At 74.4% G+C, this 24,526-nt stretch carries 19 protein-coding genes; 7 read left to right on the top strand and 12 right to left on the bottom strand.

The features are described 5' to 3' along the window. Positions 1–5: 5 nt before the first annotated feature. Entirely contained in the window at positions 6–2,315 is a 2,310-nt protein-coding gene (locus LWC33_RS23205) for a HelD family protein (protein WP_504937561.1), read from the bottom strand. A 262-nt stretch (positions 2,316–2,577) separates the two neighbouring features. Between LWC33_RS23205 and LWC33_RS23200 the strand changes: the two genes are divergently transcribed. Then, on the top strand, positions 2,578–3,384 hold the full coding sequence (locus LWC33_RS23200; RefSeq protein WP_233306556.1) for an RNA polymerase sigma factor SigF: 807 nt from the start codon (positions 2,578–2,580) through the stop codon (positions 3,382–3,384). Between the two features lie 65 nt (positions 3,385–3,449). Here LWC33_RS23200 and LWC33_RS23195 read toward each other — a convergent pair whose 3' ends face one another. From LWC33_RS23195 to LWC33_RS23180, 4 genes are all read right to left on the bottom strand, one after another. Continuing rightward, positions 3,450–4,610, bottom strand: coding sequence for a DNA topoisomerase IB (locus tag LWC33_RS23195; RefSeq protein WP_233306555.1), 1,161 nt, complete (start codon positions 4,608–4,610; stop codon positions 3,450–3,452). 62 nt (positions 4,611–4,672) lie between these two features. Further along, positions 4,673–7,033 (bottom strand): glycoside hydrolase family 65 protein, encoded by a 2,361-nt coding sequence (locus LWC33_RS23190; protein ID WP_233306554.1) that lies wholly within the window; start codon positions 7,031–7,033, stop codon positions 4,673–4,675. Further along, positions 7,033–7,767: a beta-phosphoglucomutase family hydrolase gene (locus LWC33_RS23185; RefSeq protein WP_233306553.1), complete on the bottom strand. Its 735-nt coding sequence runs from the start codon at positions 7,765–7,767 to the stop codon at positions 7,033–7,035. The genes LWC33_RS23190 and LWC33_RS23185 overlap by 1 nt, the downstream gene beginning before the upstream one ends. A 102-nt stretch (positions 7,768–7,869) precedes the next feature. Further along, positions 7,870–9,549, bottom strand: a complete 1,680-nt coding sequence (locus tag LWC33_RS23180) for an ATP-dependent DNA ligase (RefSeq protein WP_233306552.1) — start codon at positions 9,547–9,549, stop codon at positions 7,870–7,872. Between the two features lie 171 nt (positions 9,550–9,720). On the opposite strand from LWC33_RS23180, the gene LWC33_RS23175 reads away from it, so the two are divergent. Continuing rightward, positions 9,721–12,255 (top strand): DEAD/DEAH box helicase, encoded by a 2,535-nt coding sequence (locus LWC33_RS23175; protein WP_233306551.1) that lies wholly within the window; start codon positions 9,721–9,723, stop codon positions 12,253–12,255. A 61-nt stretch (positions 12,256–12,316) separates the two neighbouring features. Here LWC33_RS23175 and LWC33_RS23170 read toward each other — a convergent pair whose 3' ends face one another. The 3 genes from LWC33_RS23170 to LWC33_RS23160 all read right to left on the bottom strand — a co-directional run bounded on the left by LWC33_RS23170 (position 12,317) and on the right by LWC33_RS23160 (position 15,581). Further along, positions 12,317–13,555 carry an MFS transporter gene (locus LWC33_RS23170; protein WP_233306550.1) on the bottom strand — a complete coding sequence of 413 codons (1,239 nt, stop codon included), beginning with the start codon at positions 13,553–13,555 and terminating at the stop codon, positions 12,317–12,319. 161 nt (positions 13,556–13,716) lie between these two features. Further along, positions 13,717–14,919, bottom strand: a complete 1,203-nt coding sequence (locus LWC33_RS23165; RefSeq protein ID WP_233306549.1) for an acyl-CoA dehydrogenase family protein — start codon at positions 14,917–14,919, stop codon at positions 13,717–13,719. A gap of 95 nt (positions 14,920–15,014) precedes the next feature. After that, positions 15,015–15,581 carry a DUF742 domain-containing protein gene (locus LWC33_RS23160; protein WP_233306548.1) on the bottom strand — a complete coding sequence of 189 codons (567 nt, stop codon included), beginning with the start codon at positions 15,579–15,581 and terminating at the stop codon, positions 15,015–15,017. A 148-nt stretch (positions 15,582–15,729) separates the two neighbouring features. Here LWC33_RS23160 and LWC33_RS23155 point away from each other — a divergent pair, with 148 nt between their 5' ends. From LWC33_RS23155 to LWC33_RS23140, 4 genes are all read left to right on the top strand, one after another. Next, positions 15,730–16,377, top strand: coding sequence for a Pr6Pr family membrane protein (locus tag LWC33_RS23155; protein WP_233306547.1), 648 nt, complete (start codon positions 15,730–15,732; stop codon positions 16,375–16,377). Between the two features lie 82 nt (positions 16,378–16,459). Further along, positions 16,460–17,992: an alkaline phosphatase D family protein gene (locus tag LWC33_RS23150; protein WP_233306546.1), complete on the top strand. Its 1,533-nt coding sequence runs from the start codon at positions 16,460–16,462 to the stop codon at positions 17,990–17,992. A 97-nt stretch (positions 17,993–18,089) separates the two neighbouring features. After that, the gene (locus LWC33_RS23145; RefSeq protein ID WP_233306545.1) at positions 18,090–18,698 is read left to right on the top strand and encodes a sulfite oxidase-like oxidoreductase; all 609 of its coding nucleotides are present in this window, start codon (positions 18,090–18,092) and stop codon (positions 18,696–18,698) included. After that, positions 18,698–19,384: a ferredoxin reductase gene (locus LWC33_RS23140; RefSeq protein ID WP_233306544.1), complete on the top strand. Its 687-nt coding sequence runs from the start codon at positions 18,698–18,700 to the stop codon at positions 19,382–19,384. Before LWC33_RS23145 ends, LWC33_RS23140 begins: the two co-directional genes overlap by 1 nt. 88 nt (positions 19,385–19,472) lie before the next feature. On the opposite strand, the gene LWC33_RS23135 is transcribed toward LWC33_RS23140, so the two are convergent. Together LWC33_RS23135 and LWC33_RS23130 are read right to left on the bottom strand one after the other, a co-directional pair. Then, positions 19,473–20,273, bottom strand: a complete 801-nt coding sequence (locus LWC33_RS23135; protein WP_233306543.1) for a DUF1932 domain-containing protein — start codon at positions 20,271–20,273, stop codon at positions 19,473–19,475. A gap of 8 nt (positions 20,274–20,281) precedes the next feature. Beyond that, positions 20,282–21,076 carry a metal-dependent hydrolase gene (locus tag LWC33_RS23130; protein WP_233306542.1) on the bottom strand — a complete coding sequence of 265 codons (795 nt, stop codon included), beginning with the start codon at positions 21,074–21,076 and terminating at the stop codon, positions 20,282–20,284. Between the two features lie 67 nt (positions 21,077–21,143). On the opposite strand from LWC33_RS23130, the gene LWC33_RS23125 reads away from it, so the two are divergent. Then, the gene (locus LWC33_RS23125; RefSeq protein WP_233306541.1) at positions 21,144–21,857 is read left to right on the top strand and encodes an HpcH/HpaI aldolase family protein; all 714 of its coding nucleotides are present in this window, start codon (positions 21,144–21,146) and stop codon (positions 21,855–21,857) included. 21 nt (positions 21,858–21,878) lie between these two features. On the opposite strand, the gene LWC33_RS23120 is transcribed toward LWC33_RS23125, so the two are convergent. Beyond that, positions 21,879–24,065, bottom strand: a complete 2,187-nt coding sequence (locus tag LWC33_RS23120) for an FUSC family protein (protein ID WP_233306540.1) — start codon at positions 24,063–24,065, stop codon at positions 21,879–21,881. Between the two features lie 32 nt (positions 24,066–24,097). Continuing rightward, positions 24,098–24,520, bottom strand: coding sequence for an ester cyclase (locus tag LWC33_RS23115; RefSeq protein ID WP_233306539.1), 423 nt, complete (start codon positions 24,518–24,520; stop codon positions 24,098–24,100). Between the last annotated feature and the right edge of the window lie 6 nt (positions 24,521–24,526).

Genomic DNA, 24,526 nt, shown 5'->3' with positions numbered 1-24,526 from the left:
CCGGGTCAGGCCCGGCGCAGCCGTTTGAGCGGTTCCGGAAGGTCCGCGGCGTGCACCACCGTGAGTCGTTGCGTGGCGCGGGTCAGCGCCACGTAGAGGTCGTTCATGCCGCGCGGGCTCTCGGCCAGCACCTCGGCCGGCTCGACGAGCACCACGGCGTCGAACTCCAGGCCCTTCGACGCGCCGACCGGGAGCACGACGACCGGGGCCTCGAGATCCTCCGGGTCCTCGGGCGCGGCGTCCCCGAGCACTGCCTCCCGCATCTGCGCGACCCGAGCGCCCGGCACGAGCACCGCGGTGCGGCCCTCGCCCACCGCGGCCTGCTCCTCCGCGACGATCCCGGCGAGCACGCCGTCGGAACCCTCCAGCGAGCCCCCGGCCACCGGCACCGCCCGCGGCGGGACGCCGGTGCTGCGCACCGAGGTGGGCGGGCTGAGGCTCGTGTCGATCGCGGCCAGGACGTCGTCGGCGACGTCGGCGATCTCGGCCGGCGTCCGGTAGTTCACCGTGAGCTGCTCGAGCTTCCACCGGTTCTGCACGAACGGCGAGAGCACCTGCCCCCAGGTCGACGCCCCGGCGATGTCGCCGGTCTGCGCGACGTCGCCCACGATCGTCATCGAGCGGCTCGGCACCCGGCGCATCACCAGCCGCCACGCCATCGCCGACAGCTCCTGCGCCTCGTCGACGATCACGTGCCCGTAGGTCCACTCGCGGTCCGCGGCGGCCCGGTCGGCGGTCGACTCGTAGGTCCGCACCTGCATGCGCTCGGCGAGCCGGTCGGCGTCGACGATGTCCGTGGCCCGGAGCAGCTCCGGGTCCAGGTCCTCCTCGAGGTCCAGCACGTCGAGCACGCCCTGGGCGTACTCGACCTCCTCGCGCAGCGCCGCCTGTGCCGCGGCCCGGGCGGCGGACCCGTCGTCGCCCAGGAGCTCGGCGGCCTCGTCGAGCAGCGGGACGTCCGCCGGGGTCCAGCGCAGCTCGGGCGGCACGTCCCCGTCCGGCGCGGGCCGTTCCAGCAGCACGCGGTCCTCGGCCGGGATCCGCCGGGCGATCGAGTTGAGCCTGCGCCGGTCGGCGAACAGGTCGGTGAGCAGCTGCTCCGGGGTCAGCGTGGGCCACAGGGCGTCGAGCTCGCGGGTGACGGCGGCGTCCTCGGCGAGCTCCTCGCGGATGTCCTCGACGTCGAGCTTGCCGAGCAGGTTCCGCCCGCCGAGGGTCCTCGCCACCTGCTGGGCGAGCAGCCGCAGCGCCTCGGTGCGGAAGGTCCGCTTGGCCTCGTTGTGCGGCTTGCGCGAGCGCCGGGCGCGCGAGCGGGCCGCGTTGACGAGGTCCCGGTCGATCCGCACCTCCTGCCGCTCGACGACGAGCTCGATCGGCCTGCGGGGCAGCTGCTGGCGGTCCCGGACGGCCGCGGCGACGACCGCGGCCATGTCGGCGCGGCCCTTCACCTCGGCGGTGCGGGTGTCCTCGTGCCGGCGGGCGTGCAGTCCCGGGAACAGCTCGGCGGGGGTGGCGAGCACGACCGAGGTCTCGCCCAGCGACGGCAGGACCTGGCCGATGTAGCGCAGGAAGGTCGGGTTCGGCCCGATCACCAGCACGCCGCGGCGGGCCAGCCGGTCCCGGTGCGTGTAGAGCAGGTAGGCCGCACGGTGCAGCGCGACCGCAGTCTTGCCGGTGCCCGGCCCGCCCTGCACCACCAGCACGCCCGACGGCTTGGACCGGATGATTCGATCTTGTTCTGCTTGAATCGTGGCGACGATGTCGCCCATGCGGCCGGTGCGCGCCTCGCTGACCGCCGCCATCAGGGCGGCCTCGCTCGTCAGACCCGATCCGCTGCCCCGGGCGGCGGCGTCGGCGAGGTCGAGCACCTCGTCGTCGACGGCGACGACGGAACGGCCGCGGGTGCGCAGGTGCCGGCGGCGACGCATGCCCTCGGGGTTGGCCGCGGTGGCGGTGTAGAAGGGCTGCGATGCCGGGGCGCGCCAGTCCATGAGCAGCGGCTCGTAGTCGTGCTCCTCGTCGAGGAGGCCGAGTCGGCCGATGTAGCGGACCTCGCCCGACTCCGCGTCGAGCCGGCCGAACGCCAGGCCGTGCTCCGCGGCGCGCAGCGCGGCGAGCCGGTCGGTGTACATCGCGGCGGCCGCGTCGCGCTCGGTCAGCGCCTGCGGTGTGCCCACGGTCTCGCCGTGCAGCACGTCGGAGAGCCGGCGCGCGGTCTCCCGGCGGCGCTCGTCGAGCCGCTCGTAGAGCATCGCGACGTACGCGCGCTCGTGCTCGAGCGGCGTCTCGCCCGTGGCGGGTTCGGGGGTCGGCACCTGCGGGATGTCCTTCGCGGGAGTGACGGATCGGCCGGTGGGCCCGGTCGTCCCTCGATCTGTCGGCTCGGTGCGCGGCCGGCGGCACGGCCGACGTCCTCGTCGTCCCTCGTCGCCCGGCAGCGCGGCAGTCCAACCTACCAGCGATCTCGCGTGGGCTCCGCGCGCATTTCCCCGGCCGGGTGGCCGCGTTTGAAGGATCAGGGCCGTCGGGTAGATCCCTGCGTGGCGTCGGACATCACAGACCGTTCCCCGGGGCGTCGTGGCTGACCAGGACCCGGGTCCCGCGCAGGCCCCCGTCCCGGGCGGGCAGGGGTCGGACTCGGAGTACGCGCACCTCGCCCCGCTCTTCGAGAAGTTCGTGGCGCTCCCCGCCGACCATCCCGACCGCGACGCCCTGCGCGCCGAGCTGGTCACCGGCCACCTCCCGGTGGTCCAGCACATCGCCCGCCGCTTCGCCAACCGCGGCGAGCCCGTCGACGACCTGGAGCAGGCCGGCACCGTCGGGCTCATCAACGCGGTGGACCGGTTCGAGCCGGACCGCGGCGTCGACTTCCTCTCGTACGCGATCCCGACCATCACCGGCGAGGTCCGCCGGCACTTCCGCGACCGCACCTGGGCGATGCGGGTGCCCCGGCGGCTCAAGGAGATGCAGGGCGCCATCAACGGCGCGATCGGGCCGCTGTCGCAGGAGCTGGGGCGTGCGCCCAAGCCGTCGGAGATCGCCGAGCGGCTCGGCCTCTCGACCGAGGAGGTGCTGGAGGGGCTCGACGCCCAGCAGGCCTACCGCGGCCCGTCGCTCGACGAGCTGGTGGCCGGGGCCGACTCCCCGCTCGCCGACACCCTCGGCGCGGCCGACGCCGAGCTGGACAAGGTCGAGTACCGACAGACCCTGGCGCCCCTGCTCGACGAGCTGCCGCAGCGCGAGCGGACGATCCTGGTGCTGCGCTTCTTCGGCAACAAGACGCAGACGCAGATCGCCGACCAGATCGGCATCTCCCAGATGCACGTCTCCCGGCTGCTGGCCCGCACGCTCGCCCAGCTGCGGCACCGGATGAGCGAGGAGTGAGCCCTGAGAAGTGAGCCCTGAGAAGTGAGCCGGGTGTGACCAGGGGGTGAGCGGCGCGGCGGGCCTCACCCCGCGGCGAGGCGCACCACCGCACGTTCCACCGCGGCCCGGCTGCCGTCGTCGGTGAGGTCGGGCACCTCGAGCCGCTGCAGGGCGACGAGCACCGTGCGCCCCTCCTCAAACCGCTCCACCACCCGCGGGTCCACGTAGGAGTTCTTCGCGACGGTCGGTGTGTTGCCGAGGTGGTCGGACACCGTGGTGATCGCGTGGCGCACCATCCGGGCTCGCGCCCGCTTGGCCGCCGGGACGCGGCCCTCTTCGGCCACCGCCCCGGCGAGGGTCACGGCGGCGAGCACCGTCGCGTTCCAGGTGCGCAGGTCCTTGCAGGTGAACCGCTCCCCCGCCAGCTCCTTCACCGCCGTGTTGAGGTCCTCCGAGCGCACGTCGTGCCAGCTCGACCGGCCCGTGCGGTAGGCGAGCAGGTCCTCGCCGCCGCCCTTGCGCCGCAGCAGCCCGTTGACCAGCCGGTGCAGCAGCGGGTCGCGCAGGTCCAGCGTGCGCGGCACCCCGCCCTTGGCCGGGTAGTCGAAGTGGATCAGGCCCCGGCGCAGCGACACGTGCTCGCGGCGCAGCGTGGCCAGGCCGAAGGTGCCGCTGTCGTCGTGGTCGTCGCCGTCGTGTCCACAACCGGCGGAGCCGGTTCCGTCGGCACCACCGGCGGAGCCGGTTCCGTCGGAACAGTCGTCGGAGCCGTCGTCGCCGCAGCTCGGGGCGTACTGCTCGCCGCCGGCGCGGAACACGCCGATGTCGAGCATCCGGACGGCCCCGGCGAGGACCCGCTCGCGGTGCAGGCCGGTGTCCCCCAGCCGTGCGGTGATCTCGCTGCGGATGTCGGGCAGCCGACGGCCGAGGGAGAGCACGCGGTCGTGCTTCTCCTGGTCGCGGGCGCGGCGCCAGTCGTCGTGGTAGCGGTACTGCCGGCGGCCGGCGTCATCCGTCCCGACCGCCTGGATGTGGCCGCGGGGGTCGGGCGCGATCCACACGTCCCGCCATGCAGGCGGGATGACCAGGCTCTTGATCCGCGCGATCTCCGCGCGGTCGTCGATCCGGTCGCCGTCCGGCCCCAGGAAGACCCAGCCCCGGCCGGAGCGCCGCCGCCCGTACCCCGGCGTCGCGGGGTCGGAGCGGACGAGCCCGGCAGGGGGATCGACTGCTGCTGCGGTCACGGGCGGGAGATACCCCGGCCGCCTGCCCGCAATCCCCCGGATGATCGAATCCGGTGCCGGGCTCAGCTCCCGTGGTGCCGCTGGCGCGGCGCCCGGCCGTACGGCTGCTCCACCGGGTCCACCGTGGGCGGCGACGGCAGCGGGCGCACCTGCGGGTCCTCGGCCAGCGCGACCGGCTCGCCGTGGTGGCGCAGCCGCATGGGCGGCCCGCTGGTCAGCCGGTACTCCACGTCGTCCTGGGTGATCGTGATCCGGATGTGCCGCCCCTGCCAGCGCAGCCCGAACGAGATCCGGGTCAGCGCGGCCGGCAGCACCGGCGCGAAGGCCAGCCCCGTCGCGTCGCACGTCATGCCGCCGAGCCCGGTGGTGATCGCCACCCAGGTCCCGGCCATCGACGCGATGTGCATGCCGTGGTCGGTGTTGCCGGCCAGGTTGTTGAGGTCGATCAGCGCGGCCTCGGCCAGGTAGTCGTAGGCCAGGTCCAGGTGCCCGGTGCGCGCGGCGACCATCGACTGCGTGCAGGCCGACAGCGACGAGTCCCGCACCGTGATCGCCTCGTAGTAGGCGAAGTTGCGGCGCATCTGCTCCGGCGTGAAGGCGTCGGGCCGCAGCTGCATCGCCAGCACGAGGTCGGCCTGCTTGATCACCTGCTTGCGGTACAGGTCGAAGTACGGGTAGTGCAGCAGCAGCGGGTAGGTGTCGGCCGGGGTGTTCTCGAAGTCCCAGATCTTGTGCTTGGTGAAGCCCTCGGACTGCGGGTGCACGCGCAGCTCGTCGTCGAACGGGATCCGCATCGACGACGCGGCGTCGCGCCAGCTGGCCATCTCCTCGGAGTTCACGCCCAGCTTGGCCGCGCTGCGCGGGTGCTTCGCGGCGACCTCGGCGGCGTAGCGCAGGTTCAGCTGCGCCATGAGGTTCGTGTAGACGTTGTTGTCCACGATCGCCGAGTACTCGTCCGGGCCGGTCACGCCGTCGATCCGGAACTCGCCGGCCGAGTCGTGGTGACCCAGCGAGCGCCACAGCCGCGCGGTGGCGACCAGGATCTCCAGGCCCACCTCCAGCTCGAACTGGGTGTCGCCGGTGGCGGCCACGTGCCGGCGGACGGCGTCGGCGATGTCGGCGTTGATGTGGAAGGCCGCGGTGCCGGCGGGCCAGTAGCCCGAGCACTCCTCGCCGCGGATGGTGCGCCACGGGAAGGCCGCGCCGTCCAGGCCGAGCTGCTGGGCACGCTCGAACGCCTTCGGCAGGATCGACTGCCGCCAGCGCAGCGCGTCCGCCGCGGCGTCGGGGGCTAGGAAGGACAGCACCTGCAGGCAGAAGGTCTCGGTGTCCCAGAAGGTGTGGCCGTCGTAGCCGTCGGCCGTCAGGCCCTTGGCCGAGACGCACCGGCGTTCGGCGCGGGCGCCCGCCTGCAGGACGTGGAACGTGGCCAGCCGGACCGCCTGCTGGAGCTCCGCGTCGCCGTCGATCTCGACGTCGGCGGTCTCCCAGAAGTCGTCGAGGTACTCGGCCTGCTCGCGGAGCAGCCCCTCCCAGCCGGTGTAGCGCGCCGCCGCGAGCGCCGCCCGGACCTGGTCGTAGACCGCGGGCAGGCTCCGCTGCGACGACCAGCCGTAGGACAGGTACTTGAGGATCTTGAGTGTCTCGCCCGGCTTGACCCGCCCGATGATCGTGGTGCTGCCGGTGTCCTCGGTCGCGTCCGAGGTGATCTTGATGCCCTCGGGCCCGTGCACCTCGTGGTCCATCGCGGCGGCGACGCGCAGGCCCGACCTGCGGGTGCTGTGCACGAGCGTGGCCCCGGCCTCGTCGGCGCGGTGCATCTCGGACTCGAGCGCGTTGGTGAGCGCGGCCTCCAGGCGCGGGTCGTCCGCGCCCCGGGCAGGCAGCTGCTCGTTGGCCACCAGCTCGGACTGCACGACGAGCAGCGCCGGCTCGTCGAGCACCTCGACCTCGTAGCAGATCGCGGCGATCGCCCGCTGGGTCAGCGACACCAGCCGGGTGCTGTGCACCCGCACGACGCGTCCGGCCGGGGACTCCCACTCGACCTCGCGGGTCAGCGTGCCCGCGCGCAGGTCGAGCACCCGCTCGTGCCGGCGGAGCTTGCCGTAGCGCAGGTCGAACGGCTCGTCGTCGACCAGCAGCCGGATCAGCTTGCCGTTGGTGACGTTGATGATGGTCTGCCCGGACTCCGGGTAGCCGTAGCCGCCCTCGGCGTACGGCAACGGCCGGACCTCGTAGAACGAGTTCAGGTAGGTCCCGGGCAGGTGGTGCGGGTCGCCCTCGTCGAGGTTCCCCCGCAGCCCGATGTGGCCGTTGGACAGCGCGAAGACCGACTCCGTCTGGCCCATCGCGGCGATGTCGAGGGTCGGCTCGCGCACGACCCAGGGCTCGACCGCGAACGTGCGGCCCGCGTCCGGCTTCACTACTGGTCCTCCAACAGCTCGGAGAGGTCGGACACCACGACGTCGGCGCCGTGCTCGCGCAGCTTGTCGGCGTGCCCGAGCCGGTCGAGGCCGACGACCCGGCCGAACCCGCCGGCCCGGCCCGCCTCGACGCCGGCCAGCGCGTCCTCGTAGACCACGGCGGCCGTGGCCGGCACGTCCAGGTCCTGCGCCGCGGCGAGGAACGTGTCGGGCTTCGGCTTGCCCGGCAGCCGGCGCTCGCGCGCGACCACGCCGTCGACCCGGTGGTCGATGAGGTCGGCGAGCCCGGCGACGTCGAGCACCTGCTCGGCGTTGGCCGACGACGACACCACCGCCACCTTCAGGCCCGCCTTGCGCACGGCCTCCAGGTACGGCCGCGAGGCCGGGTAGACATCGACGCCCTTCTCCTGCAGCACCACCTGCACCAGGTCGTTCTTGCGGGTGGACAGGCCCCAGAGCGTCTCGGCGTCGGGCGGGTCGTCCGGGGTGCCCTCGGGCAGCGTGATCCCCCGGGAGGCGAGGAAGCTGCGGGTGCCCTCCAGCCGCGGCTTGCCGTCGACGTACGGGCCGTAGTCGGCGGCGACGTCGAAGGGCCGGTAGCCCGGGCCCTCGCGCTTCTGCAGGTACTCGTCGAACATCGTCTTCCACGACGCCGCGTGCACGCTGGCGGTGTCGGTGAGCACACCGTCGAGGTCGAACAGGCAGGCGCGGGCGCCCTCGGGAAGGCCGAGCATGCGCGCACCGTAGCGTCCCGCTGATCGCGTCCGTAGACCGGCGCCGTGACGTCACCCCCGCTCCGTGCAGGTTGTCACCCGCCGTTCACACAGGAGAGTGGTTCATCCCGTGCAGGCGGCGGGCGCCGGCACCCGCAGCCGCGTCTCGCCGTGCCCACGGTCGGTGACGACGACCTCGGCGCCGCCCGCCCCGTCCGGTGCGGTGTGGACGGTGATCTCCCCGCCCTCCGGGCGCGGCTCGATGTGCTGCTGCACCGTCTCGCGGACGAGGACGAGCACCCGCAGGGGCGCGACGGCGAGATCGTCCGGGCGCAGTCCGTCCTCGATGGTCACGGACGCCTCCAGGCGCCGGCCGAACCGCGCCTTCTCGATCGCGAGGTAGGCGCGGACGGCGTCCAGCTCGTCGGCCAGGGGGATCTCCGGGGTGCCGACGCGGTCGGCGGTCCGGCTGAGGTCGGCGAACCCGAGCAGGAGCTCGCGGGCCTGCCCGGGGTCGGTGCGCATGAGGGCCGCGATCGTGTTGAAGGCGTTGTAGACGAAATGCTGCTCGAGGCTGCGGTTGATCGAGCTGGCCGGAGCCGCCGGCGCGAGGGCGGCGGGCTCGGGCGGCACCGCGCGGAGGGCGGGCGGTTCCGGCGCGGCCGGGGCGGGGGTGGGCCGGCGGTGTTCCTGCGGCGGACGGATCCGCTCGGAGCGGCGCCCCGGACCCCAGACCTCGGCCCCGTCGTCGGCCTGCGCGGCGCCCTCGCGACCCCAGGGCGTGCCCGCCCACTCCTCCGGCCCGACGTCGCCGGGCCGCACGATCCCGCGCCACACCGGCAGCCGCAGGTGGGCGCCGCGGGTCCAGCCCTGGTACTCGGCCTGCCCGACGAGCCGGGGCACGAGCCAGCGGGCGTCCTCGGCCACCGCCTCGGGCACGGCGCCGGGCCCGTCGGCCACGAAGGGGGAGATCCGCGCGTTCAGGGTGCGTAGCAGCTCGCCGATCTCGCGGCGCGCCGGGCCGGAGCCGATCCCCACACGTCCGACGTACCGCAGGGGACCGAGGGGCTCACCCGGCCCGGGCGGGGACTCGGGGATGCCGAGCAGCAGCGCACCGACCCGGCCGGGGCGGTTGCGCTCGGCCGGCATCCAGCCCCCGACGACGACCGGGCGCGCCCGGCGCAGCGGGACCCGCAGCCAGTCCCGGGTGCGCCGGCCGGCCTTGTACGCGGCGTCGACCCGCTTGAGGTGCAGCCCGTCGAGGCCGTAGCGCTCGGCGGCCTCCATCACGAACCCGGCCTCCGACGCGGGGTGGGAGGGCGGGACCAGCACCGGCTCACCGGCGATGGCCAGGCCCTCGAGCAGCCGGCGGCGCTCGGCGTAGGGGCGGCGCAGGAGCGGGCGGCCGTCGAGCCAGAGCAGGTCGGTGACCACGAACCCGACGGGCACCCGGGCGCGCAGGGAGGCCGAGGGCGCGACGGTCGACGTGCGGCGCATGAGCGGGCGGCGGCTGGGGCGGCCGGCGTCGTCGAGGGCGACGACCACGCCGTCGAGCACCATCCCGGACCCGCGGACCCGTTCGCCGAGCACGGCCAGCTCGGGGAAGCTGCGGGTGACGCTGCGCGCGGTCGAGGACAGCAGCCGGACGTGTCCGGGCCGGACGTACGCGACGCAGCGGAAGCCCGCCCAGGCGAACTCGACCGCCCAGTCGCCACCCCGCTCGCCGTCGGCGAGGTCCCCCTGGGAGGGGAGCATCGGCGGGACGACGTCGGGCATGCCGCTGCCCGCTCCCCGCCCTGTCACAGCGCCTACGGTAAACGGCCGAACGGGCCGAATGTCACCTGATCGGCCGTACGGCGGTCGCCGCGCGCCCAGGGCACAGTGATCTGCGGCGGATGGTGCCGTTCGTGCCGGGGGCGGCCGGGCAGGTCGGCCCGGCCCCGCCGGCGGGACTCGTGGACAATCGACCTCATCATGACCGCCACCTCCGCCGCGCTGCTCACCGACCGCCTGCCCACCGGCGACGACCCGGACGCCCTGGTCGAGGTGTTCGCGGACTGGGCCTTCGAGGAGCGGGGCCTCTCGCTCTACCCCGCGCAGGAGGAGGCGCTGCTGGAGATCGCGACCGGCGGCAACGTCATCCTCTCCACCCCCACCGGGTCCGGGAAGTCGCTGGTCGCGATCGCCGCGCACGCCGCCGCGCTCTCCCGCGGCGCCCGCACCTTCTACACCGCGCCGATCAAGGCGCTGGTCAGCGAGAAGTTCTTCGACCTGATCGACGTGTTCGGCGCCGACAAGGTCGGCATGCTCACCGGCGACGCCGCCGTGAACGAGGGCGCCGAGATCATCTGCTGCACCGCCGAGATCCTGGCCAACATCGCCCTGCGCCAGGGCGCGAAGGCCGACGTCGGCTCGGTGGTGATGGACGAGTTCCACTTCTACGCCGACCCGGACCGCGGCTGGGCCTGGCAGGTGCCGCTGGTCGAGCTGCCCCAGGCGCAATTCCTGCTGATGAGCGCCACGCTCGGCGACACCTCGTTCTTCCGGGACGACCTCACCCGCCGCACCGGCCGGCCCACCCGGGAGATCACGTCGGTCGAGCGGCCCGTGCCACTGCACTACCGGTACGTCCTCACCCCGCTGCACGAGACGATCACCGAGCTGCTCGAGACGCACGAGGCACCGGTCTACGTCGTGCACTTCACCCAGCAGTCGGCCGTCGAGCGGGCACAGGCGCTGATGAGCGTCAACGTCACCTCGAAGGAGGAGAAGGCGGCGATCGCCGAGCTGATCGGCGACTTCCGCTTCACCGCCGGCTTCGGCAAGACCCTGTCCCGGCTGGTGCGGCACGGCATCGGCGTGCACCACGCCGGCATGCTCCCCCGCTACCGGCGGCTCGTGGAGACCCTCGCCCAGGCCGGCCTGCTCAAGGTCATCTGCGGCACGGACACCCTCGGCGTCGGCATCAACGTGCCGATCAGGACGGTGCTGTTCACCGGGCTGTCGAAGTACGACGGCCGGCGCACCCGACCCCTCAAGGCACGCGAGTTCCACCAGATCGCGGGGCGGGCCGGCCGGGCGGGCTACGACACCGTCGGCACGGTCGTCGCCGAGGCGCCCGAGCACGAGATCGAGAACCACAAGGCCCTGCAGAAGGCCGGCGACGACCCGAAGAAGCGCCGCCGGGTGGTGCGCAAGCAGCCGCCGGAGGGCTTCGTCGGCTGGTCGCAGACCTCCTACGAGAAGCTGCAGACCGCCCAGCCCGAGGCGTTGACCAGCCACTTCCACGTGTCGCACGCGATGCTGCTGAACGTGATCTCCCGCCCCGGGGACGCGTTCGCCGCGATGCGGCACCTGCTCGAGGACAACCACGAGCCGCGCCCGCGGCAGCGCAAGCACATCCTGCGCGCCATCGCGATCTACCGGGCGCTGCTCGCCGCCGGCGTGGTGGAGAAGCTCGACGAGCCCGACGCCGAGGGCCGCACGGTCCGGTTGGTCGGCGACCTCCAGCTGGACTTCGCGCTGAACCAGCCGCTGTCGCCGTTCGCCCTGGCCGCCTTCGATCTGCTCGACCGGGAGACGCCGTCGTACGCGCACGACGTCGTCTCGGTCGTGGAGGCGACGCTCGACGACCCGCGCCCCGTGCTCTACGCGCAGGAGAACAAGGCCAAGGGCGAGGCCGTCGCCTCGATGAAGGCGGAGGGCATCGAGTACGAGGAGCGGATGACGCTGCTCGAGGACGTCTCGTACCCGAAGCCGCTCGAGGAGCTGCTGGTCGGCGCGCTGGAGACCTACCGGCGCGGCGCGCCGTGGGTCGAGGACGCCCGGCTCTCGCCCAAGTCCGTGGTCCGGGACATGTCCGAGCGGGCGATGACCTTCCACGAGTACGTGGCCTTCTACCAGCTCGCCCGCTCCGAGGGGCTGGTGCTGCGCTACCTCGCGGACTGCTACCGGGCCTTGCGGCAGACCGTCCCGGAGCACGCGCGGACCGACGAGCTGACCGACCTCATCGAGTGGCTCGGCGAGCTGGTCCGTCAGGTCGACTCCAGCCTGCTCGACGAGTGGGAGAAGCTCGCCGCCGGCGGCGGGGTCGAGGACGAGTCCGCTCCCCCGTCGCTCGACCAGGGTCCGGCCGGGGTCACCCGCAACGCCCGCGCCTTCCGGGTGCTGGTCCGAAACGCGCTGTTCCGCCGGGTCGAGCTCGCCTCGCTCAACCGCTGGGACCTGCTCGGCGAGCTGGACAAGGAGTCCGGCTGGACGGCGGAGCGCTGGCGCGAGGCGTTCCAGCCCTTCTTCGACCTGCACGGCTTCGGCGGCATCGGCATCGGCCCGAACGCCCGCGGCCCGAAGATGATCGACATCGTCGAGGAGCCCGAGCGCTGGCTCGTCCGCCAGGTGATCGACGACCCCGAGGGCGACCACGACTGGGCGATCACCGCGGAGGTCGACCTCGCCGCGTCGGACGAGGCCGGCGAGGCCGTCGTCTGGATCACGGGCTTCGGCGACTAGTGCGGTGACCGCACTAGCTGCCGCTCGCTCCCGACCGGAGCGGGACAGCAGCGCTGTTCGATCATGGTCGGGCAGCGCCGAGGTCCCCTTCCCGACCGTCCTCGGACAGGGCTCGTGCGCTCGGCAGGAGCACGGGCGCGGCCAGGACCAGCACACCGGCGACGCCGATCGCCGTGCGGGTGCCCACGGCCTCGGCGAGCAGCCCGGCCAGGGCGGTGAGCAGGGCGATCGAGGTGCCCGTGCCGATCGACCAGGCCGAGAGCGTGCGGGCCACGCGGTCGTCGGGGGTCCGTTCGAGCCGGTACGTGGCGAGCACCGGGTTGTACAGGCTCATCGCGACGATCATCGCGAACTCCACGGCGATCACCGTCGCCAGCCCGGCCGCCCCGGTGGGGACGAACGCCAGGCCGACCAGCCACACCGCGCGCAGCGCGCCCACGGTCCGGAGCACGCGCCGCCGGCCGAAGCGGGTGACCACGCGGCGGGCCGCCCGCGAGCCGACGAGCCCCCCGAGGCACGGCGCGGCGAACGCGAGCCCGTACTGCCACGGCGCGAACCCGAGGTCCCGGAGCAGGAGCACGACCAGCAGTGGCTCGGTGGCCATGACCAGCCCGTTGACCAGCAGCGTGTTGAGGTAGAGCCCGCGCAGGCCGGGGTGGGTGAGCAGGTGGCGCCAGCCGTCGAGCAGCTCGGCCGCCCGGACCCGGGGCCGGCCGGCCCGCGTCTCCCCGCCCCCGATCGCGGTGAGCCCGAGCGCCGACGCCAGGTAGCTGACCGCGTCGACGACCACGGTGGTCACCGGCCCGAACAGCCCGATGGCCGCGCCGCCGAGCGGCGGCCCGACGACGAGCGCGCTCCAGGTCGTCGACTCGAGGCGGGAGTTCGCCCGCAGCAGCTCCTCCCTCGGCAGCAGCGCTTTCAGGTACGCACCGGTGGCCGCGGTGAAGGCGATCTTGGCCGCGGCCACCACGGCGGACACGACCATCAGCTGCGCGATGCCGAGCACGCCCACGGCCGCCGCCACCGGCACGCTGACCATCGCTGCGAACCGGGTCAGGTCCATGACGATCATGACCGGCCGCTTGCGCCGGCGCTCGATCCACGGCGCGAGCGGCACCGCGAGCAGCGCGCCCACCGCGGGGCCCACCGCGGAGAGCGCGGCGACCTCGGCCGGGCCGGCGCCCACGACCAGCACCGCGAGCAGCGGCAGCGCCCCGAACCCCAGCCCCGACCCGTACGCGCTGAGGGAGTAGGAGGTCCACAACAGCCGGAACCGTCGGTCCGACACAGTCTTCGGCACCCGATCATCGAAGCCCAGGGCGCCGCGCCGACCCCCACCAGGGGCTCGGTGACGTAGATCGTCGCGTTGCCCCCGCGAATCACCCGCAGTGTGGCGCCGCCCCCGCCGCTGCCACCACCGGTTGCGGCGGTGCCGGACGCTCGGGTTCCCTGCCTGGGCCGTCAGCCGAGCGGGCTCCGCGGGAGCAGCCGGTCCGCGATGATCTTCTGCTGGATCTCGCTGGTGCCCTCGAAGATCGTGGTGAGCCGGGCGTCCCGCCAGTAGCGCTCGACCCGGTGCTCGGTGGTGTAGCCGTTGCCGCCGTGCAGCTGGATGCCGTCCCCGGTCACCTCCGCGGCCATCTCGGTGGCCAGCAGCTTGACCATCGCGGCCTCGCGCTCGCACGGTTCGCCCTGGTCCAGGCGGTGCGCCACATGCTGGTAGAAGGAGCGCGCCTGCTCCACGCGCGCCGCCATGGTGGCGAGCGTGAAGCGCACGGCCTGGAAGTCGCCGATCGGGTGCTCGAACTGCTCGCGCTCCTGCAGGTACACGACGCAGTCCTCGACGGCCGCCCGCGCCAGCCCGACCGCCCGCGCCGCGGTGTGCACGCGCGCGATGTTCAGCCACTGCTGCGTATCCGCGAAACCCTGGTCGCCGGACGCCAGCTGGTTGCCGGCCGGGACCCGCAGGCCGTCGAACTCCAGGTCCCAGGTGACGAACCCGTGGTAGCCGATCTTGTCGATGGGTCGGCCGGTCAGCCCCTCGGGGAAGGAGTCCCGCTCCTTCTCGACGACGAGGGTCGCCAGACCCGCGGAACGCCGCTCCCCCGGCCGCGGGTCCTCCGTCCGCACCAGCACCTGGATGAAGTCGGCGGCCTTGGCGTTGCCGGTCCAGCGCTTGCGCCCGGTGACCACGAACTCGTCGCCGTCGCGCTCGGCCCGGGTGGCGACGGCGGCGAGGTCCGACCCGGCGTCGGGCTCGGACAACGCGATGGCCCCGATCCAGGTGCCGGCGGCGCTGCGGCGCAACAGCTCCGTCCTGCGCGCCTCGTCGGCCACCCCGGTGCCCGCGCCCTGGGCGCGGGCGATGATGCTGCCCACGCTCATCCAGCCCCGCGCCAGCTCCTCGGCGATCATGCAGTACTCGAAGGCGCCCAGCCCGAGGCCGCCGTGCTCGCGCGGCACGGTGATGCCGAAGTAGCCCAGCTCGGCCATCTCGTCGAGCAGCGAGGGCGGGATCTCGCCCTTGACCTTGTCCAGCTCGTCCGCGACGGGCTGGACGCGCTCGGCGGCGAAGACGCGCGCCTGCTCCTGCAGCTTCTCCCGCTCCGGCGTGTGGAACGGCGCCGGGACGACCGGGACGGGCGGGGCCAGGAAGTCGCTCATGGAGGAGTTGTGCCACACCGCGGCCCCGCATGCCCGCCGGGACCGGCCGATCGGGCAGGCCGGGCCCGCCCCCGCGGCCGGTGCGGGACGGGTGGTCAGAGCCGGCGCAGTCCGCTGAGCACCCGTTCCATCAGGGCCAGGTCCGGGCCCTCGGCCGTGACGGTCCGGTGCACCTCGAGCCCGCCCGTCACCGCGAGGTCGCCGACCACGACCCGCGCCACGCCGAGCGGCATCCTCGTGATCGCCCCGACCTCGGCGACGGACCGCGGCTCCCGGCACAGTTCCAGGACGGCGAGATGCTCGGCGAGCTCGGGGCGGCCCAGGGCCGCGGGCGGGGTCGACACCAGCGTCTCGAGGGCCAGCTCGTAGCGGGACCGGGTGCGGCCCTTGGTGTAGAAGTACGGCCGCACCGCGAGCGAGCGGCGGCGCATGTCGTGGACGACCTCGTCGTCGACGTCCTCGACCGGGAGGTCCGGGGGCAGCGGCACCCGCTCGGACACGACCGGGATCTCCGCGGTGGCCACCTCGTCGGCGGTCCGGCGCTCGGGCCGGACGCGGGCACCCTCCGCCGACTCCTCCGCCTTTCTGCGCCGCCGCTTCCGTGGCGCGCCGCCGAAGCGGGCACCGGTGAAGCCGATGTCGAGGTCGTCGGCGGGCGTCATAGGGCTCCCTGATCGCGGTGGTGAGGGTCGGCGCCTCGCACGCTTTCGGCAGTGTGTTACGCAGTCGTGACGGCGGCGTTCCACCGGCATGACGATCGCTCTCTGCGGTTCGTCCCCGGGAGCGAGGTTCCGCGGCTACAGTCCCCCGGTGCCCCGCTACCTCCCGCTCGCCCGGCCGTGGTTCGGGCTCGTGGCGGCGTTCGCCCTGCTCGGAGTCGTGCTGCAGGTGGTGGCGACGGCGGTGCACTCAGGCCCGTACTCGATCTTCACCAGCACCGGGGCGCGGGTGGCCAACGTGTTCGCCTTCTTCACGATCCTCAGCAACCTGCTGGTCGGGATCGTCCACGTGCGGCTGGCGGCCGACCCCGAGCGGGACTCCCGGGCGATGCGGGTCCTGCTGCTCGACGCCGTGGTGGCCATCGCGGTCACCGGCATCGTCTACAACCTGGTGCTCGCCCAGACCGCGAACCCACAGGGCCTGCACGAGGTCGCCGACGTGCTCTGCCACATGATCACGCCGTTGCTCGCGGTCCTCGGGTGGCTGCTGTTCGGGCCGCGCGGGCTGGTGGACCGGAACGTCGTCCTGCTCTCGGCGGTCTACCCGCTCGCGTGGCTGGCGTTCACGCTCGTCCGCGGGGCGGTGATCGACTGGTACCCGTACCCGTTCCTCGACGTCGTCGCGCACGGCTACGCCCGGGTCGCGATCAACTGCCTGGTCGTCGCCCTGTTGTTCGTCGGCCTCGGGTTCGGGGCACTCGCCCTGGACCGCAGGCTGCCGGGGCTCGCCGCCGGCTGAGCACCGCTGTTCACCGGGAGGTGGGGTGGGCGCCATCCACGGAGAGGGCAGCCGGTCGTCTCCGCCGCGTCGCACGGGGGGCGTGACGATCCCACCGTTCGGCCGCCGCGTGTTCCTGCTCGGAGCCTCCGCCGCCACCGTGGTGCTCGCGACCGGCATCCGGGGCGTCACCGGGGCGCGCGAACCCTTCACACTCGGTGTCGCGTCCGGCGATCCCACGTCCGACGGCGTGGTGCTGTGGACGCGGCTGGCCCCGGACCCCCTGGCGGCCGACGGCCTGGGCGGCATGCCCGGCCGTGTGGTGCCGGTCGAGTGGGAGGTCGCCCGGGACGAGCGCTTCATCCAGGTCGAGCAGCGGGGCACGGTCGACGCCGCACCGGAGGCCGCGCACACCGTGCACGTGGAGACGACCGGCCTGGCGCCGGGACGCGAGTACCACTATCGGTTCCGCGCGAACGGCGCGCTCTCACCCGCGGGCCGGACGCGTACCGCTCCCTCGGCCGGGACCCTCGGCCCGGCCCTCACCACCTGCTTCGCATCCTGCGCGAACTACCCCGTCGGGTGGTTCACGGCCTACCGGCGGCTCGCCGAGGACGAACCGGACCTCGTCCTGCACCTCGGCGACTACCAGTACGAGTACCCGACCCCGGAGAGGTCCGTGCGGCCCGTCGCCGGGGCCGAGACGACCGACCTGGCCGGGTACCGGCAGCGGTACGCGCAGTACAAGAGCGACCCGGACCTGCAGGCGGCCCATGCCGTCGCGCCCTGGCTGGTGGTGTGGGACGACCACGAGGTCGACGACAACTGGGCCGGCGACGTGCCCGAGGACGGCCAGCCCCGGGGGGCCTTCCTCGCCCGCCGGGCCGCCGCCTTCCGGGCCTACTACGAGAACATGCCGCTGCGCCGCACGTCGGTGCCGCGGGGCTACGACATGCAGCTCTACCGCCGGGTGCAGTGGGGCGGCCTCGCCACCTTCCACATGCTCGACACCCGCCAGTACCGCGACGACCAGGCGTGCGGCGACGGGCAGCGCGTCGGCTGCGCGGCGCGGCTCGATCCCGCCCGTTCGCTGCCGGGCGCCGCCCAGGAGCGCTGGCTCGCCGACGGTTTCCGCCGGTCCCGGGCGCGCTGGGACGTGCTCGGCCAGCAGGTGTTCTTCGCGCAGCACGACACCGACCCGGGGCCGCCGGAGAGGTTCTCGATGGACGGCTGGGACGGCTACGCCGCCTCCCGCGACCGCGTCACCCGCAGCTGGGTCGACGCCGGGGTGCGCAACGCCGTCGTCCTCAGCGGCGACGTGCACACGCACTGGGCCAACGAGCTGAAGCTGGACTACCGCGACCCGGACGCACGAGTCGTCGGCACCGAGCTCGTGTCCAGCTCGATCACCTCCGAGGGCGACGGCGATGCCGCCACCGACCACCCCGACCTGCACACCAACCCGCACCTGCGGTTCCGCAGCAACCGGCGCGGGTACGTCCGGGCCCGGTACGAGCCGGGGCAGGTCACGGCGGACGTCCGGGTGCTCGACGCCGTGACCACGCCCGGCCTCCCGATCCGCACCGCCGGGTCGTTCGTGATCCCCGACCGGGAGCCCGGCCTGAACCGGCTGTGAGTCCCGACCGACCTCGCACCGCTCCGGGCGCGGGAATGTCGGCCGGGTCCGCCATGCTGTGTCCCGCGTAGGAGGCCGGACGGGCGAAGGGACGGGCATGGCGATCACGCGAGGATTCACCGGACGCGGTCGGGCGACGCGGGACCCCCGGCTGCCCCCGGGCCAGTACGACGCGAAGGACGACTGGCCCGTGCTCAACGCCGAGGCCACGCCGCGGATCGGCACCGACCGCTGGACCTTCACGATCGAGGGGCTCGTCGACCGCCCGCGCAGCTGGACCTGGGACGAGATCCACGCCCTGCCCGGGTCGCGCTACTCCGGCGACATCCACTGCGTCACGACGTGGTCGAAGCTGGGGATGACGTTCGACGGCGTCTCGGTCGACACCCTGCTCGACGCCGTGGGCGTGCAGCCGGAGGCGAGGTTCGTCATGGCCACGGCGCACACCGGCTACACCACGAACCTGCCGCTGGCCGACGTGACCGGCGGCAAAGCGTGGGTCGTGTGGCAGGCGGACGGGCGGCCCCTGACCGTCGAGCACGGCGGCCCGGCGCGGCTGCTCGTGCCGCACCTGTACTTCTGGAAGAGCGCGAAGTGGGCCTCCGGCCTGCGGGTCATGGCCGAGGACGACCAGGGCTTCTGGGAGCGCAACGGGTACCACGACCGGGGCGACCCCTGGCTCGAGCAGCGCTACCAGGGGGACTGATGGCGGTCTGGCAGACGGCGACGGTCGTCGACGTCCGGCGGGAGACGCCCACGGCGAAGACCTTCCGCCTCAAGCTCCCGGAGGCGTCCGGGCACATCGCCGGTCAGTACTTCGTGGTGCGGCTGACCGCCGAGGACGGCTACACGGCGCAGCGGGACTACTCCGTGGCGTCGGTGCCCGGCACGGACGAGATCGACCTGACCGTCGAGCTGCTGCCCGGTGGCGAGGTGTCGGAGTTCCTGCACGAGGTCGTCGAGCCCGGGGACCAGCTCGAGGTCCGGGGGCCGATCGGCGGGTGGTTCGCCTGGCCCGGAGCCACCCCGGCGCTCGGCGTGGCCGGCGGGTCCGGCGTGGTGCCGCTGATGGCGATGCTGCGGTCCGCCCGGATCGCAGGGTCGGGGCTGTTCCGGCTGATCGTCTCGGCGCGACGCCCGGCCGACCTCTACTACGCCGACGAGCTGCCGGGGCCGGAGACCACGATCATCTACACCCGTCAGGTGCCGCCGGGGTACGCGCGGGCGCCGGGCCGGCTCACCGCCGCGGATCTCGAGCCCCTGCTGCAGCCGGACCAGACGGTCTTCGTCTGCGGCACGCCGCCCTTCTGCGACACGGCCACCGACCTGCTCACAGGGCTCGGGGTGGGCACGGACCGGATCCGGGTGGAGCGCTTCGGCCCCTCGACCTGACCCGCCCCGCGAGTCCGGGGCTACGAAACCCGCGAGTCGGGAGCTACGAACCCGCGACTCGGGAGCTCTGGACGCCCGAGCCGGGAGTTCAGGCGCGCCGGTACATCTCGGCCGCGGCGCGGGAGAAGCCCTCGGGCACCCCGGCCGCGGCCAGGGCGTCGGCGGCCTCCTCCATCTCCGCGACCCACCGCCAGCCCTTCTCCTTCGCACGCGCCGACACCGCGGCCAGCTCGGTCGGGTAGTCGACGCCGGTCCGGGCCAGCTCCGCGCGCAGCGGGCCGTCGACGCCGAGGGTGCGGGCGGCCTCGTCGAGCGCCAGCCAGATCGCGGGCAACGCCTTGCTCTGCAGGGCGAAGCAGGCCTTGAGCGCGCTCGCGGTGCCCAGCTCGGCCCCGAGGGTGCGGGCCGCGAAGGGGGTCCCGGCGAACAGCGCCTCGACCGTCGTCGCGTGCGGCCCCGAGAGCCACAGCACCGTGGTGCCCGCCTCCCACGCCGGCGGCCCGATCACGGCCCCGTCGACCACGGACCCGTCGGGGAACAGGCCGCCGATCCCCGTGACCGTGGCCGGCGAGACGGCGTTCGCGTCGACGTACAGCGGCGTGCGGTCCTGCCCGGCGACGGCCTCGGCCACCTGCTCGGCCACCTCGCGCGCCGCACCGGGCGGGCAGATCGAGATCACGACGTGGGCGCGGCGGGCCAGCTCCCCGACGTCCGGCACGGCGATCAGGTCGGCCAGCTCCGCGCGCTTCGACGTCGCCCGGGAACGGCCCGCATCGGCCCAGATCACGGCGCCGGCCCTGGCCTTCAGCGCCGAGCCGAGGGCGGCACCCATGGCCCCGGGGTGCAGGATCCCGATCACGGGCCGGGCGGGCAGGCTCCAGTCGCTCACGTCGACCATCATCCGCCCGCGAGGAGGCGGGCGCGCAGGGCCAGCACGACGTCGAGCGCCCCGGGCACCACGTAGACCGCCAGTGCCAGGGTGCCGAGGGTGAGCAGCGGCGCCACCAGCAGGGCCTCCACGCGCCCGCCCGCCCGGAACCGCAGCGGCCGCGGGCTGCCGATCGGGTACCAGTTCCGGCCGCCGATCGGCAGGGGCCACAGCAACGGGGCGCCGGACTCGGTGACGGCGTCGCCCAGCGAGTGCACCAGCATCCCGAGCCCGACCGCGAGGCCGAGCCAGCCCGCGGTACCGGCCGTGCCACCGGGGAGCCGTTCCTCGGCCAGCCAGGTCAGCCCGGCGGCGATGACCAGCGAGGGCGGGCCGGGCACCAGGCCGTCGAGCCCCTTGATCGCCAGCGCGAGGCAGACGAACAGCACGCCCGCGGTGACCGGGGTGCCCCAGCGCGCGCTCGCCACCCCGACGGCCGCGGCGAGGAACAGCGCCCCCGCGAGCGTGTGGGTCAGCCCGCGGTGCGTGCCGCGCCCGGTGTCCCGCGGGCCGCGGGTGAGCCGGAAGACCAGCGCCGACAGCGGCCGGACGGCGTGCGCGGCGAGCCAGGAGGCCCAGGAGAACCGGCGGCTCGCCGTCGACGACGGGTGGTCGAGATCGGGCAGGAGGGCCGCCCCGGCCGTGACCCCGGCGAAGGTCAGGATCGTGCCCGCGGTCGGGGACGTGCCGACGACCTGCGGGGCGAGCCCCGCGACCGCGAGCCCGAGGGCCGCTCCGGACGTGGCGTGACTGACCCCGAGCACCGCGTGACCGTACGGTGGCCGCGCCCCGCTTCCCGCGAGGCGCGCCGAGCGGGCAGGGTCAGGGGTCATGAGCCTCTCCTTCGACGGCGCCGTCGCCGGCTGGTGCCAGCTGCCCTCCCCCACCACGGCCGAGATCGTCGGCTCCTCGGGCGTGGACCTGGTCTGCCTCGACGCCCAGCACGGCCTCCTCGACGACGACTTCCTGCTCGCCTCGCTCCAGGCGCTCCGCGGCGTGCCCACCCTGGTCCGGGTGCCGCACAACGCGCCGCATGCGATCGCGCGGGCCCTGGACCGCGGGGCCGACGGCGTGATCGTCCCGCTCGTCGACTCCGCCGCGGAGGCCGCGGCCGCGGCGTCCGCCTGCGCCTACCCGCCGGCCGGGGTGCGCAGCTTCGGTCCGACGCGGGTGGGCTGGACCGGCGCGGACGTCCTCGCCCGGGGCCGTTGCGTGATCATGGTCGAGACCATGGCGGCGGTGGAGGACCTCCCGGCGATCCTGCAGGTCGAGGGGGTCGACGCGATCTTCGTCGGGCCGTCGGACCTCTCGCTGAGCTCGGGGCGGGCCGCGATCCCGCCGGTCGACGACGACGAGTACCGCGACCTCCTCCGGTCCGTCACCGCGCGGTGCCGGGAGGCGGGCATGCCGGTGGGGGTCTACTGCGGCGCCCCGGCCTGGGCCCCGATCTTCCGCGAGCTCGGCTTCACCTGGCTCACGCTGCCCTCCGAAGCGGCACTGCTGCAGGGCGCGCTCGGCACGGCCGTCGCCGCGTTCCGGGGCTGAGCGAGGTCGAGCCGGCGGGCCTCAGCCCGGCGCCCCGTCCGCGATCCGGGCCAGCCGCACGCGGACGCCGGCGCCGGGGGACACGGGCTCGGCGGCCGGGGCCGTCATGACCCGGGAGAGGTCGTCGCGCAGGCCGTCGAGCCAGACCCGCAGGTCGGCGAGGTGGAAGAGGTCCACGCCGAGGTCGGTGGGCCAGTCGAGGTCGGGCTCCGGGAGGGTCGGCGCCGACAGGGCCGTGCGGTCGCGGCGGGCGAGGCCGAGGGCGACGTGCTCGAAGCGGGCGGCGACGTCGGCCGCGGCGAGGTCGAGCGGGCCGACGCAGGTCAGCAGGCGGCCGGTCGGGCACTCGCGGAGCAGCGCCTCGGCACCGCGCACGGCGTGGTGCCCGGCCACGAGGGTCGCCTGCCAGTCGACCGCGCCCGGCCGTGGGTGCCGTTCGCTCTGGTACAGCGCGTAGGAGGCCTCGGCGAGCCGGCCGGTGCGACGGGAGCGGGGCAGGGCGTCGGCGGGGCGGGCGCCCTCGGCGACCACCCGGACCGTCTCGCGGACCACGCCGGCGGAGTCGGCGAGGAACTCGGCCGCGGCGCGGTGCAGCTCGCCGGTCCCGCCCCGGGGCCAGGCGATCAGGCCGATCACCACGCCGATCGCGGCGCCCACGGCGACGTCGAGCAGCCGGGCCTCGGCGAGATGCCAGTCCGCCGGGCTGACCTGCGCGAACACCATCGAGATGACGAGCGTGAACAGCGCCTGCGCCCAGCCGGGGCCGAGCAGCGGACCGGCCGCGAAGCCGACGAGCATGACGACGGGCAGCAGGACCGCGTACGTCGTCGACGGCACGCCGAGCACCAGCAGACCGGCCGCGACGAGCGCGCCGATCGTGGTGCCGATCAGCGCCGGCCGCAGCAGGGCGCGGGTCTCGGCCGCGGTCGTCCGGAGCACGGTGAGGATGGTGAGCAGCACCCAGAACCCGTGCGAGAGGTCGAAGACCCCGGCCAGCAGTCGGGCGACGGCGAGGGCCACGGCAAGCCGCAGGGCGCCCTGGAAGTAGACGGACCGCGGGGTCAGGTGCTCGCGCACCCGGTGCCAGAGCAGGGCCCACCCCGGCTCGTGGGCGAACCAGAACACGCCGGGCCGGGCCGAGGCCGGCGTCGGGTCGGGCGGGATCGGCGCGCCCGCGGCCACCCGTAGCGCGGTGACCAGCGTCTTCGTCCACTCCCCCAGCTGCAGCGCCATCGACCCGAGCCGCAGCCGTTCCGGCGGGAGGCCGTCGGGCGGGACCGCCTCGCGGGCCGCCCGGAACTCGCGCAGCGCCTCGGCGACGCGGTCGGTGTCGGGGAGCTCGCCCTCCCCGCGCAGCCACGCGGCGGCGGCCGCGGCGCAGCCGGACACCACGCGCAGCAGGGCCGCCGCGGCGGGCAGGTCCGCGGCCTCGCGGTCGTCGGCCAGGGCGAGGTCGGCGGTGCGCCCGAGCAGCAGCCGCGCCGTCCCGGCGGCCGTGGCCAGGGCGTGGTCGCGGCGGCTCGCCGAGGCCGGCGCCTGGCCCGGTGGGAGCCGCGAGGGTCGGAGGGCATCGGCGGCGTCGACCGCCTCCGGTAGCAGGGCCTCGAGCCGGTTCGGGCCCCGGCCGGACCAGGCGTCGGCCACCGCGTCGAGGCATCCGGCCAGCCCGTCGACGGCCGCGGCCAGCCGGCCGGTGTAGGGCGGCGGGCTCCGGTCGGGCCACAGCACCAGCTCGGCGGCCGTCAGCAGCACGACGGCGATCGCGAAGCCGGCGATGCGCCACCCCAGCGATCCCGGGTCGAACGGCGGGAAGCACGGGAGGATGTAGAGCAGCTGGGCGCCGGCGGCGAGCCCCACCAGCCGCGGACCGCCCACACCGACGAAGCTGACCGCGAACCCGAGGACGAACATCCCGGCCGTCGCGGCCACGAGGTCGAAGGACAGCAGCGTCCCGAGCGTGATCAGCACGGCGCCGACGGGCAGCATCGCCAGGAGCGTGCGCGCCCGCCGGGCCGGCGGGCCCGGGATCTGCGAGAGCGCGCCGAGCGCGACCGCCCCGAACAGTGCGTACGCCGCCATCTCCGGCTCGCCGAGGACGTACCGGCACACGTAGAAGCCCAGGCAGGCGACGATCGTGACGCGCGCGGCCCGCCGGACCGCGGACAGCCCGGGATCGTGACGGCGCAGCCACGCCCCCGGTGAGGTCATGGCGGGAATCCTGCCGCCGACGCGGCCCCCTGTCAGCCCGGTAGATGCCCGAGCTGCCGGAGGACCGCCGTGTTGTCCCAGGTGATCCACCACTCCGCGATCCGGCCACCGGACAGCCGGAACACGGATCCGAAGCTGAACTTCGCGTACTTCCCCGTCGCCGGGAACGGGCCGAAGTCGCCTTCCTGTGTCCCCTCGTACGTCGCCCAGAGCCCGACCATGTCCCCGTCGACGACGATGTGCTCGAAGGTCTGCTTGTTGTCCGGGAAGACCGTGGTGTCGAACCGCAGGAAGTCCTTGAACTGCTCCAGGTTCGTGACGACGACTCCGGGCGTCGCCTCGCAGTGCCGCACGACGTCCGGCGCGACGATCGCGTCGAGGTCGTCGAGCCGGCGCTCGTTCATGGCGGCCTCGAAGCGCCGCATCAGGTCCTTCGTCTCGCCCGGGGTCAGCACGCGGAC

It is taken from the genome of Pseudonocardia terrae, assembly GCF_021343995.1.
Taxonomy (GTDB): Bacteria; Actinomycetota; Actinomycetes; order Mycobacteriales; family Pseudonocardiaceae; genus Pseudonocardia; species Pseudonocardia terrae.
This window is presented reverse-complemented; position numbering and strand designations above follow the sequence as displayed.